The following is a 12,817-nucleotide window of genomic DNA, read 5'->3' as shown; positions in this document are numbered from 1 at the left end:
GAGTTTGCCTTTGATGAAGCGTTACATCGGTTATATTTACTTGGCACCAGCGGTTATTCTGCTGGGAATTTTTGTTTTTTATCCTTTGATCTATACGATTTATTTAAGTTTTTTTGATTGGAATATGGTTTCGCCTACCAAAGATTTTGTTGGCTTTGCTAATTACAGTAAGGTCTTGACTGATCCAGTTTTTCATAAAGTGTTGAAAAATACTTTGGTTTATACGATTCTTTTTGTTTTATTAAGTTGTGTTGTTCCATACATTGTTTCCTTTCTTTTAGGGGTAGTAGTGGAGAAATGGCAAAATTTTTATAAGCCACTATTTTTTATTCCCGCAGTAATTTCGCTAGTGGTAGCAGGGATGGTTTTTACTTGGATCTTGAATCCAGTGTCTGGACCAATCGCCATCTTATTAGGTCATTTTGGTTTGAAGTTACCAATGTGGATGAATTTTCAAGGATGGGTAATTGCAGTGATTGCTGGTATCACTGCTTGGAAAGTTTTTGGTTATAATTTTATTGTCATTTTTGCAGCAGTTGTCGGAATCGATCGTGAAATGATTGAAGCCGCAAAGCTGGATCGGGTACCTATGTGGCGAATATTTTTTAAGATTGTTTTGCCTATGAGTAGTTCAACGGGCTTATATTTATTAGTCATGACGATTGTGCAAGGACTACAGTATGTTTTTACACCAATCAAGATTATCACCCGCGGCGGCCCCAATAACGGGAGTGCCAACGTGATTTATTATGCCTATCAAAAGGCTTTTGAAATGTACAAAGTTGGGGAGTCTTCGGCAATTTCAGTATTGACCTTGATAATCTTTGCCGTTTTCTTAGGTTTGATTTTCAAATTTGTTGAAAAAGGAGTTTACTATGAAAATTAAACGATTATTGCCCCATCTATTATTTATTGTCATTTTAATAATCATTATTTATCCTTTACTATTTATCATCGCCAATTCTTTTAAGCCTTTGAAAGAAGCATATCAGACGATTACTAGTTTGATCCCGCAGCCTTTTACGTTAGAGAACTTTCGATATTTGTTTGACAATCTGCCGATCTTAAAAATTACTGGTAATACCTTTTTTATTGCTAGTGTCATAACAGTGGTTAAGCTGGTAGTCGCTTTTTTTGCAGCCTACAGTTTTACGTATTGTCGAATAAAAGGCAAAAAAATCTGGTATTTAGTAATTATTGGGACGATGTTTATTCCTTTTACAGTTTCAATGATTCCTAATTACTTATTGATTGCAAAGTTAAATTTAATTAATACTACTTGGGGTGTGATTTTACCGCAATTTGCAGATGCCATGGGGATTTTTCTACTGACACAAACCATGCGGGAAATTCCTGCTAGTTTATTAGATGTTGCAGCCTTAGATAATATCAAACAGCCTGCGATTATGGGGAAAATTGTTTTTCCGCTAACGCGACATGCGATTACTTCTACCGGAATCTGGTTTTTTATTACTTCATGGAATGAGTATGTTTGGCCGGTTTTAATTTTGCGGACAGTGGAAAATTATACGCTACCGCTGGCGATGCAAACTTATATCAGTTCAGAAGGAGGAACAAATTTTACGGTAGCCATGTCCATCAGTTTAATTACGATGTTTGTACCGCTGGTGCTGTATGCCATTTTTCAAAAATATATTATCGGGACATTTGTTTCTGCGGGTATCAAATAAATTGGAGGAATTTTCATGGGAAAAACGATTGAGTTACGAAAAATAGGGAAAAAATATGGGGACCAAACAATCCTGCAAGAAATTGATTTAGCTGTTGCAGCAGGAGAACGGATTGTTTTGTTAGGTCCTTCTGGCTCTGGGAAATCCACCTTGCTACGGATGATTGCTGGTTTGGAAAAAATAACTAGCGGGGAATTATTTTTAGGAACCCAAGCAGCGAATCAAATGCCCTGCGGCGAGCGAGAAATCGCTATGGTTTTTCAAAATTATGCTTTATATCCCCATATGACAGTTAGCGAAAATATTACTTTTGCTTTAAAGGCAAATAAACTCAAGGCTGCAGATATTCAGCTTCGTTTGGAAGAAGCGCTAGATATGCTGGGATTAACGCCTTATAAAGATCGTTTACCAAAAGATTTATCGGGTGGTCAAAGACAAAGGGTGGCGTTAGCTCGTGCAGTTGTTAAACGCAGTGACTATTTTCTGTTAGATGAACCGTTATCGAATTTAGATGTGCGCTTACGTTTAGATGCGCGTAAAGAATTGGTGAAGATTCATCAACGTTATCAGCAGACCTTTGTTTATGTCACTCATGATCAAATCGAAGCAATGACTTTGGCAGATCGAATCGTTTTATTAAATGAAGGAAAAATTCAAATGGTGGATACACCACAAAATGTCTATGCCAAGCCAAGTAATACTTTTACCGCAAATTTTATCGGCTCACCAGGAATGAATGTGTTGGAAGTTACTTATGATCAAGGGACTATTAAGTTTGCTAATCAGTTTTTACCATTAAACCCTGCATGGCAAAAGAAATTAGCTAATGTTAACGGTGCAGTTTATTTAGGAATTCGTCCTGAACATTTAAGTTTTACCAAAGAAACTAGTCAATTAAAAGGTCAAATTAAATATCGCGAGCTTTTGGGACAAAGTTATGCCTACACTGTTCAGGTAGGCGTTTTGGAAATGATTGTTTTGGATGAACGTCCCGACTGGCAAATTGGCGACAACGTTAACCTGGCTTTGAAAGCAGAAAAAATCCACTTTTTTGATTATCGCACAACAGAGAATCTCGGTTATCCAAATTATTTAACAGAAGAAGGAGGCAACATCCATGCGCTTTTTGCATCTATCTGATTCCCATTTCAGAGAAAATTATCAAACCAATGATTTTACTGCAGCGATGTTTTCCAAGACTCAAAATCCTCGCTTAGCATTAGAACAGTTATTACAAAGTTTACCTTTGACGGATTATGACTTTGTGTTATTGACTGGAGATTTGGTACATGAGGGTGAAATATCTGATTATCAAACGTTACGAAAAATGTTAGATCATTATTTACCAACAACACCTTACTTTTTTTGTCGCGGCAATCACGATCGACGAGCTATTTTCTTCGAAGGTATGGGGGTTGAGGCAAATGATTCCCAAGAGTATTTAAATTGTACCGAAATACGTGGTCTAAGAATTATTAGCTTGGACTCTGCTCAAGATGATCATCATGAAGGAAAAATTTCTGATAGTCAGCTGGCTCAATTGGAAAAATGGTTGGCAAAGCCGGCAGAAAAAGGAACTATTTTGTTAGTTCATCATCCATTAGCCTGGGAAGATCCTGCGATTGCTACCAAACTTCCTGCTGGATTTGAAGAAGTGATTGCGAAAAGTGATATTATAGGGATTTTTGTCGGGCATATCCATCAAGCTAGCAGTGGAGAATTTGCTGGTAAAAAACAAATAATGGCAGAAGCCTTGTCTTTTGGCGTTGATGAGTTTCCTGATTATTCGCTATTTACCGACCGAACAGGTTATACAAGCTGTAGTTTAACAGAAGGGAAACTATATACTTATCAGCATTTACTTTCTCCACAGCAGACCGAGCTTGGAAGAATGGACAAACCGATTATCGGTAATCACTAGGGATCTTGGTCTAAAAATATCAATAAACCAGTTGCCAATCACTCTGATTTTGGCAACTGGTTTATTTAGCTTGTATAAAGTAGCGGGGAAAGATGATCTAAACCACATAAATAAAACTACCCTTAAAATCCTGACAAATATCCTAGCTGATTTAAAATAAAGACGATGAAGATAGCTAAATTTCCTAGTAAAGAAATCATAATCAAGGCAAAATGAACGGTGGCAACTTTGTACCAACCGCCATCATAGCTACGACGGAAACGCTGACCACGAAAGCCAATCCCGGCAATAATTGCTAGTAATAATAAAAGGATTTGCAAAAAGATTGCTAAAAATAACGAATAGATTCCAGCAGTGACAGCATAATAATTAAAAATTGCACCGATCCCAGCAAGAATGGCAAGAAAAGTCATAGTCATCTTCCTTTCAGCTCTTAGTTAAATTATATCAATTAGCGATACTATTGCACAAAAAAACTGCCTAATGAAAGACAGCCAGAGGTTATTTTTTTGGTTTAAAAGCTAGCACATAAAAACACAGAGGGAGGAGTAACTTCCCAATAATAATTAATTGTTTAAAAAAGAAATTCATTCCCAACGGGCTAAAATTTCCAATAAATAAATCAACTACTGCTAAAACAGTTAAAACTACCGCCACAACCAAAGCCCATTTTCGAACGACGAATCGATTATTAATCATACCTATACCCCCTAAAATTGCTGTAAATCTTATAACTAAATTTTACAGCAATCATAAAAAGAAGCTATCCAACTTTAGTCTTGGTTATGAGATTTTACGCTAAGTAAACCTATGCTTATTTTCTTCCTACAATAACTGCAGAATACATATAACCGACACCTTCTTGAGCAGCTGCCATAGTAGGATTGATTTCTACGGTTAAATCTTTCGATTGCAATTCTTTGATAGCTTCTGATACAGCTTTTTCGTAGTCAGCAGGTTTGCCGGCCTCAATAAACTTAATTTCTTCAATTTTCCCCATTGTGATACCACCTTTTCTATTTTTATTCATTATAACATAAAAAAATGTGTTAAATAGATGTTTTTTGGAGGAGGCTTTAAGAGAAAATCACTTTACAAAAAATTAACTAAAAAAGGAGCGGATTTCTCCACTCCATAAAATCTACTTGAATTCGTTTCAATACGGATTGTTTTTTCTTGGTAAATTGGTCTTTAAACAAGATCAGAAACAACAACCATAGATTTAATTGTTTTTCTTTCTTGCATATCAGTGTAGGCTTGATTAATATCTGCTAAATCATAAGTTTGAGTAAACACCCGACCTGGATTGATGTCGCCATCAAGTACAGCTTTTAGTAAAATTTGCTTGTCGTAAGTTGTTACTGAAGCAGAACCACCGGCAATTGAAATATTTTGGGCAAAAGTTGAACCGATAGGGCGGTCATTGTAATGAGGAACCCCCACATAGCCAATTCGTCCACCATTGTGTAAGACACCCAACGCTTGCTCAATTGCTGGGCCTGTTCCAACACATTCAAGGGCAGCATCAGCACCGCCTCCCAGAATTTCACGAACTTTAGCGATTCCTTCTTCGCCACGTTCTGCTACAACCGCTGTCGCGCCAGATGCTAAGGCCATCTCTTGCCGATCTTGATGACGGCTCATCAGCACAATTTGTGAAGCACCCCGCATTTTTGCGGCAATAACAGCACATTGTCCAACTGCACCATCGCCAATAACGACAACTTTATCACCTTTTTCAACATGAGCACAACGCGCCGCATGATAACCTGTTGGCATTACATCTGCTAAAGTCAAAAGTGATTTAATCATGCCTTCTGTATAGTCTGCTGGTTGTCCAGGAACTTTTACCAACGCCCAGTTACCATAATGAAAACGCACGTATTCAGATTGGAAACCATTTGACCAATTGGTTGCGCCTTTGTGGCGGTCACAAGTACCATCAAAACCAGCTCGACAAGCATCACATTCACCACAGCCGTGGGTAAATGGTACGATAACAAAGTCGCCAGGTTTTACTGTGGTAATTTCTGAACCAATTTCCTCAACGATTCCTAAAGCTTCATGACCATCATTGACAGAATGAGGTTCTTTATTGTCACCGTGGGCATAAGACCATAAATCAGAGCCACAAACACAGGCACGAACGATTTTGATGATGACATCATCATTTGCTTGAATGGTTGGTTTTTCAACTTCTTCCACCGATACTAGTCCGGCTTTTTCAAAAATTGCAGATTTCATAAAATTCCTACTTTCTTGTATAAGATAAATTTAGTGTACTCGTTAAAGTGGACTTTAAGTCAAGGGGAAAATGAAAATAAATTATGTCAAAAATAAAGAGGGCGTTCAAGATTCTACTGTTAGAAAAAAGGTTTGCTATTATTACCTTAAAAAAAACAACCGCGAATCTTCGCAGCTGTTTATTTTTCGAGCATTGTTTGTACCATTGCACGAATTTCTGGTAAGCGATACTGATAAAAATCTGGATGGTCTTTGAACCATTTGATATTTAAAGGAGAGGGATGCGGCAAAACAATCGTTGGTTTGCCATGAATTTCTTGGGTTTGGAAAATCAATTCAGCAAAATCTTGTCCTTTAAAAAAATGCTGTGCGGCTTTATTGCCAACCAAAATAAATAACTTGTTTTGTAGATAATCAAGAGCAGGATCTAACCATAATTTTGAACAAATAGTTGGCGGTTGTTTGTCACCTCCACTTTTGTTTTTTCCCGGATAACACAAGCCTACTGCTAAAAAGCAAAATTTTGCCGGGTCGTAAAAAGTTTCTTCATTCACCTGATACCATTCATCTCGTAGCTTTTTTCCAGAAGCATCGGTGAAAGGCTTTTTGGTTTGAGAAACTTTATAGGAAGGGGCTTGGCTGATGTGGACGATTTTGGCGTCTTGATTGCCTAAAAAGACTGGTGCTGGATTTAAAATATTGGCGCAACGAGTACAATTTTCTAAATCATTTACAAATTGATCAAAATTTTTCTCAAGCAAAGGGATCACTCCTGATATTGTTTTTTATATTTGAAACGAAAACAAATAAAAGTTTCGATTATTAAAATACTAATTGATTAAGTCAAAAATCAGATTCGCAGTAACCTGATAGTAGAGTAGAAGCGATTCCGATAAAGGATATTGATGCGTTTTGATGAATCAAAAATTCCTCGTTTAAACATAGGTTGCGCCCTCCTCTTAGTTATAGTTATTTTAGCATCTGTGCTTATTAGATACAAAAAAAGCTTAGAGAAAAAATGTCTTACATAAAATGATAGGTAACGAATTTTTCATTATCTATTTGACCTGTTAGGTAAATTTTGCTAAACTCAATTTGTCCTAACAGGTCAATACAGTTGGAGGAATATGATGGAACAGTTATTAAATATGCCAAAGGAACGAAAAGAAGCATTATTAAATGCTGCCTTAAAAGAATTTACTCAGCGGGGATTTGATCAAGCTTCAACTAATGAAATTGCTAAAAAATCTGGTATTTCTAAAAGCTTGATGTTTCATTATGTAAAAAATAAACAGGAATTATTTATGCTAGTATACGATTATTTTCATCAATTGATTCATCAGGAATATTATTTAAAGCTGGATCTCGAGCAAAAAGATGTATTCGTACGTCTGAGACAATCGTATCTTTTACAAATTCAAATATTACAAACATATCCTGATGTGTTATTGATTGAAAATTTAAAAGGGAATACCAAATCAGAAGTGATTAATAGCTTTTTAGCAAGTAAAGAAGATCAGGCCTCTTTTAATTGCCAAGTAGATTTATTTAAGCATATCGATACTAGTAAATTCCGAGAAAATGTAAATATCGAAAAGGCTAAAAAAATCATTCTTTGGAGTAATCAAGGCTTGATTAACGAGCTATTGGCGGATGAGGAAATTTTAGATCTAACAAAGACTACACAGCTTTTAGATGAGTATCTTGCTGAATTGAGAAAGCTATTTTATGTTGACGAAGAATAAGATTATTGCGGTGTTGTTGACTCTAGCTATTTTATTTCTTGTCATGAAGCCAACTGAAAGGAAAATAAATATGGGAAATCTGGTTATTTTATCAGCACCGTTAAAAGGTCAATGGCATACACCAAATACACCTGGCAGTCAAATTCCTAGTCATGGTTCGGATAAATTCGGTACGACTTACGCTTATGATTTTGTTCAGTTAGATTGGAAAAAACTAGGAAAACCAGCTTACCAAGGTGGATTGCTGAAGTATTTACAAAAAGGCATACAGGTAGAAGATTATTATTGCTGGGGAGAAACAATCTATGCTCCTTGTGACGGTGAAATTGTGGTTGCAAAAGATGGTTTTCCTGAAGCCAAACGAACCAATTTACGAAAAGATTTATCTAAAGCCAGAGACAATGGTCAAAATTTTCACCCTAGTCGTAATAATGTCCAAGAAGTGGCTGGAAATTACGTGATAATCAAAATGGCGGAAAATATTTTTGTAGCATTATGCCATCTTCAACAAGCTTCGATTGAGGTCGCTGTCGGTGAACAGATAAAAACTGGTGAAATCATCGGTAAAGTCGGTCACTCAGGAAATTCTTTTGCCCCACATCTACATTTACAGGTCATGGATCGTTTAGATATTGCCAATGCCAAAGGACTCCCTTGTGCTTTTGACACTTATCAAGTTTTTCAAAAAGGCAGATGGTTAAGGAAAACTAATGGAATCCCCACAAAAAAAGAACGGATATTATTTGAGTAAAAGTACTTGAGGGGATATATTTATCAAATATGCTCAAGTGCTTCTTTATTCTATAGTAGCATCGTTTGAATAATCGCTTTTTTTAGGATATGCCAAGGCGATTAGTAATAAAAGTGCCAGTACCGGTAGCCAAATTTGATAAATAGATAAGTAGGCATGATTGATTTTTGAAAAGGTAAATGTTTTTAGCGCTGTCAAGTTACCAGTCATGTTGGATACAAAAAAGGATACACCTAATACAGAACCAATTTGACGAACCACACTAATAATACTTTGAGAGCTGGTCAGCAGGCTTCCTTGTAAATTAGATGCAGCCAGCACATTGATTGGGCCAGAAATAATACCAAAGCCGATACCCAGAATGAATAAAACCAACGATAATAAATTTTTTGTTTGTCCATTGAAATTAGCCAAGAAAAGGTAGGCCATCAGAATACACATGATTCCGATAAAGACTAATAGGCGCGGTCCCAGTTTGTGAATGGCCAAGCTGCCTAAACCACCAAAAATGAAGACCGTGATTGACATTGGTAGCAGAATTAATGCGGCCTGCAATTCCGATTGATGAAAGACATTTGTTAAATAAGTGGGTAAAATGACTACCACTCCGATGTAGAAAAATTGGGCTAATAATGCCACCAAAGCTGACAGCGAAAAATTTTTATTTTTAAAAAGCTGCAAATCAATCATAGGAAAGGCGACCTTCTTTTCGACTAATACAAATAGACCAAATAGCACCACACCTATAAAGACACAAGTCATGAAGCGCGCATCAGCCACACCCCACTCCCTAACTTTTATTAATCCCAGTGTAATAAAAAATAAGCTGAGCATTGAAAGCAAACTACCACTAATATCAACCTTCTCTTTTCTTTTTTCTTCATGTTTAAAATTTAAAGTGGTCAAACACAAAATTAGTCCCAGAACCACAAGAGGCAGATTTATTAAAAAAATCCAATGCCAATTGAATGAATCAGTCAAAATACCTCCTAAGGTTGGTCCAATTGCTGCGGCGCCTCCTTGAGTTAATCCTAAAATAGCCACGATTTTAAAGCGATCTTCAATTTTCCAAGCAGAAAGCCCGATCGTATTTCCCAACGGTAACAATAGTGCTGCTCCCAGACTGGAAATGACCCTGTCGACAATTAAAATCAAAAAAGATGTGGTAATTCCAGCCATAAAACTACCTAAACCAAATAAAAACAAACCTAAAAGAAATAATTTATTTTTGCCAAAAATGTCTCCTGATTTACTTAAAGGAATGGTCAAACTAGCAAAAATTATCGTATAGACATTTAATGCCCAAGATAATTTAGTTAAATCAATTTGCAAACCTTTTTGAATTGCGGGTAAAGCAATATTCATAATGGTTGTATCTAGCATCACCAAAAAGATGCCAATCGACATTGAAACAGTAAGTAAAATTTTTTTATTCATGATAAGCCTCCACTTTTCGAAATATGAGTTATTACTCAGTTTTTTTATCGTGTTGCAAATATAATACTAAAAAAAGGTGATGTAAAATTTTTATTTCATGAGTTTTAACTCGATTTATTGAATATTTTCTAGCTGAGAGGTAAAATAATAGAAATATTGGAGGGGCAATCATGACTGAAAACAAAGTAATTCGAAAACCATTACAAAAAAGAGCTCTCGAAAAAAAAGCGAAAATTTTAGCAACTGCTCGAAAATTGTTCTCTGAAAGAAATTTTTTTAATGTGTCTACCAATGAAATTGCGAAAGAAGCCGGTCTATCTATTGGCACTTTGTATGCTTATTACAATAGCAAAGAAGATATTTTAATCGAATTAGTCGAGGAGTACCATCAAACTTTTTTGACAATTTTTGCTGAAATCAATCAATCTCAATCCTTTGAGCTATTCAAAACCGATACTCAAAAATGGTTATTAAACTTAATTAAACGACTTATATCAGTGGAGGATGAGGCCTTTCATCAAGAAATTGAGATGTTGGCGATGACAGTGCCAGAAGTAAAAAAAGTTGTCCGCGAACAACAAAACAAGATGAAACATCTCACGTACGAACATTTTTTATATTATGCTAATCAAAGCAATCCACAGCAAATAAAAATATTGTCCACGATTATTTTTGATTTTATTACCTCTTTGGTGGATGAAGTGCTGTATAGTGAGCATACTGAAAAGGAAGCTGAGGAAATAATTTCAGCGGGAGTTGCAGCCATTGATCTATTAATTAAGGCGTATTTAACTTAAAAAAATATTTGATTCTTTTTACATTTTTCCAATAGGATAACCAAACCAATTTACAATTAAATCTAGGTTGTTATAAAGAGGGGGAGAAAATGAATAAAGAATCAGGGATAGCATTTTTAATTGCACTAATATTAGCTGGGGGACTTTTTTATGTGACTAAGAACTTGTCGGCGAGTGGGCTTTTATTTTTCTTAGTTGTTAGCGGTGAATTAGCATTTATCAATAAGTTTGTTAAAAAAGTGAAAATCTTGCTCTTGCAAAAATGTGAGAGCTCTTTTTGTCATCAAAAAAGAGGTAGTCCCCTAATGACTACCTCCTCTAGATAGAAGTTCTTTGCCTGTTTTAGCAGACATTTATAGTGTAACAAAGATGGATAATCATCACAAATAGAAAAATAATTTTTTTATTTGCATTAATTGGTTTGTGGAGCTGTTTTTTCTAATTAATTGGGAACAATTCATCTAAGGTAACTAGTACGCCGTCGTTATCATTAGAAGGACAAACTTGATCGGCAACTTTTTTTACATTGGCAGGGGCATTATCCATTGCGTAACCGATCCCGCAATAGTCCAGCATTTCGAGGTCATTTCCGCCATCTCCAAAAGCGACACATTGCTCCGGAGTAATGTCCCATCGTTGAACTAATTTTTCTAAACCGGCAGCTTTGTGACAACCTGGAATGATTAAATCAACTGAACCATGACCGCTGCTGGTAGGAGTTAACGAGCCTTTTAGTTCATCACGAAATAAATCACAGTAATAATCTGTTTTTTCCACGGGAACAGTTGGCGCAAATTTTAAAATTTGGTCGTTTACCTCGGCAAAATCAGTGACCCATTTTAATTTATGATAATAAATATTGGTTAACTGAAAAAATTCTTGACTAACGGTTCCACGTTCACAATAGGCGCTATTTAAACCACACATGACATTTTTGATTTCGGGATATTTTTTAACTAATTCAAGGACTGCCAAAATGGTTTCTTTCGGTATATTTCCAGAAAAAAGGACTTCTTTCTTGTCTTTGACCAAAGCACCGTTTTCTGCCACAAAACTCAATTCATCATAATAATCAGGAAAAAGTGAGCGCAGCTGATAGTATTGATTACCACTGGCTACGACAAATTGACAGCCAACAGCTTTCATTCGAGCCAAAATAGCCTTGAAGCGTGGAATATCATAAGTATAATCACTGCGAGCAAAAGTGCCGTCCATATCTACGGCAACTAATTTAATATCATGGGGATTAGGATTCATATTGTTTTCTCCATTCAGAATAAATTGTTGATGCTAAATATTACTGCACTAATTATAGCATGTTTAAGCTGTGGCATTCTTTCAAGAAAAATTTATTGCTCAGTAGTAGTAAGCAAGTTTGAGATATTTTGATAGCCTAGTTGATGGGCATAATCTATAGCGGATTTCCCGTAATTATCTACTATCGTCGGATCGGCGCCATTTCTTAGTAATTCAGCAACAATATCTTGATAAACTTGCGATCCATCTCGTAAAGCGATTGCTTCTATTAAGGCAGTATAACCATAATTATTTTGATGATTGATATTGACCCGTTTATCCGCTGAAAGTAGTTTTACATTTTCAAGATGGCCTTTTTCTGCAGCGGGAATAAGTGCATTCCCACCAAAACGATTGACGATGGATTGATCTGGTGTCGCATGGGCGAGGATATAGGCAAGAATTTCAGTCCGACCCTCAGCACCTGCGTAAAGATACGGACTATCTTGAAGAGTATCTTGGCTGTTTACATCAGCACCAGCGTCAATTAATTGTTTAGCAATATCGATTTGATTATTATGAACGGCAATCATTAAAGCTGTTTCGGCTTTTTCATTAACTTCATTAATATTATAGTGATCGGAATTAAGAATTTTTGTTGTCTCATTTAAATCTCCTGTTGTTACAGCTTGAAGTAAGCTACCACTGGGATAAAGGGGAGCTTCTTGTTTATCCGATGATTCAGACGCATCTACTTGAGGTGCTTTTTCACTAGATTGTAGCGTACTTGAACTAATGGAAGTGCTATTTTGGGAATTCTTTTGACAACCAGACAAAGTTAGAAAAAGAATGGTCATTGTGAGAATGTAGGTTAATTTTTTTATTTTTTTTACTGTCATTTTGTCTCCTCCTTGGTATTTATCGAAAACTATAGCATGATTGAAAAAAATCAGCTATGTTAAAGAATTTTCAAGAAAGTTACAGTAAAAAATATT

At 36.0% G+C, this 12,817-nt stretch carries 16 protein-coding genes; 8 read left to right on the top strand and 8 right to left on the bottom strand.

From position 1 onward, the window contains the following. Nucleotides 1-13 precede the first annotated feature (13 nt). Genes ID741_RS16980 through ID741_RS16965 form a run of 4 tightly spaced genes read left to right on the top strand, consistent with a single transcriptional unit; the run spans nucleotide 14 to nucleotide 3,612 of the window. Nucleotides 14-886, top strand: a complete 873-nt coding sequence (locus tag ID741_RS16980; protein ID WP_438720907.1) for a carbohydrate ABC transporter permease — start codon at nucleotides 14-16, stop codon at nucleotides 884-886. Then, nucleotides 876-1,691, top strand: a complete 816-nt coding sequence (locus ID741_RS16975) for a carbohydrate ABC transporter permease (RefSeq protein WP_438720906.1) — start codon at nucleotides 876-878, stop codon at nucleotides 1,689-1,691. Before ID741_RS16980 ends, ID741_RS16975 begins: the two co-directional genes overlap by 11 nt. Nucleotides 1,692-1,706: 15 nt before the next feature. Next, the gene (locus tag ID741_RS16970; RefSeq protein ID WP_438720905.1) at nucleotides 1,707-2,831 is read left to right on the top strand and encodes an ABC transporter ATP-binding protein; all 1,125 of its coding nucleotides are present in this window, start codon (nucleotides 1,707-1,709) and stop codon (nucleotides 2,829-2,831) included. Next, nucleotides 2,809-3,612, top strand: a complete 804-nt coding sequence (locus tag ID741_RS16965; protein ID WP_438720904.1) for a metallophosphoesterase family protein — start codon at nucleotides 2,809-2,811, stop codon at nucleotides 3,610-3,612. Before ID741_RS16970 ends, ID741_RS16965 begins: the two co-directional genes overlap by 23 nt. Nucleotides 3,613-3,734: 122 nt before the next feature. On the opposite strand, the gene ID741_RS16960 is transcribed toward ID741_RS16965, so the two are convergent. The 5 genes from ID741_RS16960 to ID741_RS16940 all read right to left on the bottom strand — a co-directional run bounded on the left by ID741_RS16960 (nucleotide 3,735) and on the right by ID741_RS16940 (nucleotide 6,617). Next, a complete protein-coding gene (locus ID741_RS16960; RefSeq protein WP_438720903.1) occupies nucleotides 3,735-4,025 on the bottom strand; it encodes a hypothetical protein in 291 nt (96 codons plus the stop codon). An 88-nt stretch (nucleotides 4,026-4,113) separates the two neighbouring features. Next, a complete protein-coding gene (locus ID741_RS16955; RefSeq protein ID WP_438720902.1) occupies nucleotides 4,114-4,311 on the bottom strand; it encodes a hypothetical protein in 198 nt (65 codons plus the stop codon). A gap of 115 nt (nucleotides 4,312-4,426) precedes the next feature. Next, nucleotides 4,427-4,612: a hypothetical protein gene (locus tag ID741_RS16950; RefSeq protein WP_438720901.1), complete on the bottom strand. Its 186-nt coding sequence runs from the start codon at nucleotides 4,610-4,612 to the stop codon at nucleotides 4,427-4,429. 191 nt (nucleotides 4,613-4,803) lie between these two features. Next, nucleotides 4,804-5,856 (bottom strand): zinc-binding dehydrogenase, encoded by a 1,053-nt coding sequence (locus ID741_RS16945; RefSeq protein WP_438720900.1) that lies wholly within the window; start codon nucleotides 5,854-5,856, stop codon nucleotides 4,804-4,806. A gap of 179 nt (nucleotides 5,857-6,035) precedes the next feature. Continuing rightward, nucleotides 6,036-6,617, bottom strand: coding sequence for a uracil-DNA glycosylase family protein (locus ID741_RS16940; RefSeq protein WP_438720899.1), 582 nt, complete (start codon nucleotides 6,615-6,617; stop codon nucleotides 6,036-6,038). A 369-nt stretch (nucleotides 6,618-6,986) separates the two neighbouring features. On the opposite strand from ID741_RS16940, the gene ID741_RS16935 reads away from it, so the two are divergent. Both ID741_RS16935 and ID741_RS16930 read left to right on the top strand, forming a co-directional pair. Then, nucleotides 6,987-7,601 carry a TetR/AcrR family transcriptional regulator gene (locus ID741_RS16935; RefSeq protein WP_438720898.1) on the top strand — a complete coding sequence of 205 codons (615 nt, stop codon included), beginning with the start codon at nucleotides 6,987-6,989 and terminating at the stop codon, nucleotides 7,599-7,601. Continuing rightward, entirely contained in the window at nucleotides 7,585-8,352 is a 768-nt protein-coding gene (locus tag ID741_RS16930; protein ID WP_438720897.1) for a M23 family metallopeptidase, read from the top strand. Before ID741_RS16935 ends, ID741_RS16930 begins: the two co-directional genes overlap by 17 nt. Nucleotides 8,353-8,397: 45 nt before the next feature. On the opposite strand, the gene ID741_RS16925 is transcribed toward ID741_RS16930, so the two are convergent. Next, nucleotides 8,398-9,789: a DHA2 family efflux MFS transporter permease subunit gene (locus tag ID741_RS16925; RefSeq protein ID WP_438720895.1), complete on the bottom strand. Its 1,392-nt coding sequence runs from the start codon at nucleotides 9,787-9,789 to the stop codon at nucleotides 8,398-8,400. A gap of 170 nt (nucleotides 9,790-9,959) precedes the next feature. Here ID741_RS16925 and ID741_RS16920 point away from each other — a divergent pair, with 170 nt between their 5' ends. Beyond that, on the top strand, nucleotides 9,960-10,586 hold the full coding sequence (locus ID741_RS16920; protein WP_438720894.1) for a TetR/AcrR family transcriptional regulator: 627 nt from the start codon (nucleotides 9,960-9,962) through the stop codon (nucleotides 10,584-10,586). Nucleotides 10,587-10,675: 89 nt separating this feature from the next. Beyond that, on the top strand, nucleotides 10,676-10,912 hold the full coding sequence (locus tag ID741_RS16915; protein ID WP_438720893.1) for a hypothetical protein: 237 nt from the start codon (nucleotides 10,676-10,678) through the stop codon (nucleotides 10,910-10,912). Between the two features lie 112 nt (nucleotides 10,913-11,024). On the opposite strand, the gene ID741_RS16910 is transcribed toward ID741_RS16915, so the two are convergent. Then, nucleotides 11,025-11,843, bottom strand: a complete 819-nt coding sequence (locus tag ID741_RS16910) for a Cof-type HAD-IIB family hydrolase (protein WP_438720892.1) — start codon at nucleotides 11,841-11,843, stop codon at nucleotides 11,025-11,027. A gap of 92 nt (nucleotides 11,844-11,935) precedes the next feature. Then, nucleotides 11,936-12,721 carry an ankyrin repeat domain-containing protein gene (locus tag ID741_RS16905; RefSeq protein ID WP_438720891.1) on the bottom strand — a complete coding sequence of 262 codons (786 nt, stop codon included), beginning with the start codon at nucleotides 12,719-12,721 and terminating at the stop codon, nucleotides 11,936-11,938. Nucleotides 12,722-12,817: the final 96 nt, after the last annotated feature.

This window comes from Enterococcus sp. AZ103 (assembly GCF_051714685.1).
GTDB lineage: Bacteria > Bacillota > Bacilli > Lactobacillales > Enterococcaceae > Enterococcus_A > Enterococcus_A alishanensis.
The sequence above is the reverse complement of the archived record's forward strand: the minus strand, read 5'-3'. Positions and strand labels throughout refer to the sequence as shown.

Excerpts from the sequence above, each read along its gene's own strand:
- ID741_RS16980 (WP_438720907.1), top strand. The coding sequence starts at position 14 with ATGAAGCGTTACATCGGTTATATTTACTTGGCACCAGCGGTTATTCTG.
- ID741_RS16975 (WP_438720906.1), top strand. The coding sequence starts at position 876 with ATGAAAATTAAACGATTATTGCCCCATCTATTATTTATTGTCATTTTA.
- ID741_RS16970 (WP_438720905.1), top strand. The coding sequence starts at position 1,707 with ATGGGAAAAACGATTGAGTTACGAAAAATAGGGAAAAAATATGGGGAC.
- ID741_RS16965 (WP_438720904.1), top strand. The coding sequence starts at position 2,809 with ATGCGCTTTTTGCATCTATCTGATTCCCATTTCAGAGAAAATTATCAA.
- ID741_RS16960 (WP_438720903.1), bottom strand. The coding sequence starts at position 4,025 with ATGACTTTTCTTGCCATTCTTGCTGGGATCGGTGCAATTTTTAATTAT.
- ID741_RS16955 (WP_438720902.1), bottom strand. The coding sequence starts at position 4,311 with ATGATTAATAATCGATTCGTCGTTCGAAAATGGGCTTTGGTTGTGGCG.
- ID741_RS16950 (WP_438720901.1), bottom strand. The coding sequence starts at position 4,612 with ATGGGGAAAATTGAAGAAATTAAGTTTATTGAGGCCGGCAAACCTGCT.
- ID741_RS16945 (WP_438720900.1), bottom strand. The coding sequence starts at position 5,856 with ATGAAATCTGCAATTTTTGAAAAAGCCGGACTAGTATCGGTGGAAGAA.
- ID741_RS16935 (WP_438720898.1), top strand. The coding sequence starts at position 6,987 with ATGGAACAGTTATTAAATATGCCAAAGGAACGAAAAGAAGCATTATTA.
- ID741_RS16930 (WP_438720897.1), top strand. The coding sequence starts at position 7,585 with ATGTTGACGAAGAATAAGATTATTGCGGTGTTGTTGACTCTAGCTATT.
- ID741_RS16925 (WP_438720895.1), bottom strand. The coding sequence starts at position 9,789 with ATGAATAAAAAAATTTTACTTACTGTTTCAATGTCGATTGGCATCTTT.
- ID741_RS16920 (WP_438720894.1), top strand. The coding sequence starts at position 9,960 with ATGACTGAAAACAAAGTAATTCGAAAACCATTACAAAAAAGAGCTCTC.
- ID741_RS16915 (WP_438720893.1), top strand. The coding sequence starts at position 10,676 with ATGAATAAAGAATCAGGGATAGCATTTTTAATTGCACTAATATTAGCT.
- ID741_RS16910 (WP_438720892.1), bottom strand. The coding sequence starts at position 11,843 with ATGAATCCTAATCCCCATGATATTAAATTAGTTGCCGTAGATATGGAC.
- ID741_RS16905 (WP_438720891.1), bottom strand. The coding sequence starts at position 12,721 with ATGACAGTAAAAAAAATAAAAAAATTAACCTACATTCTCACAATGACC.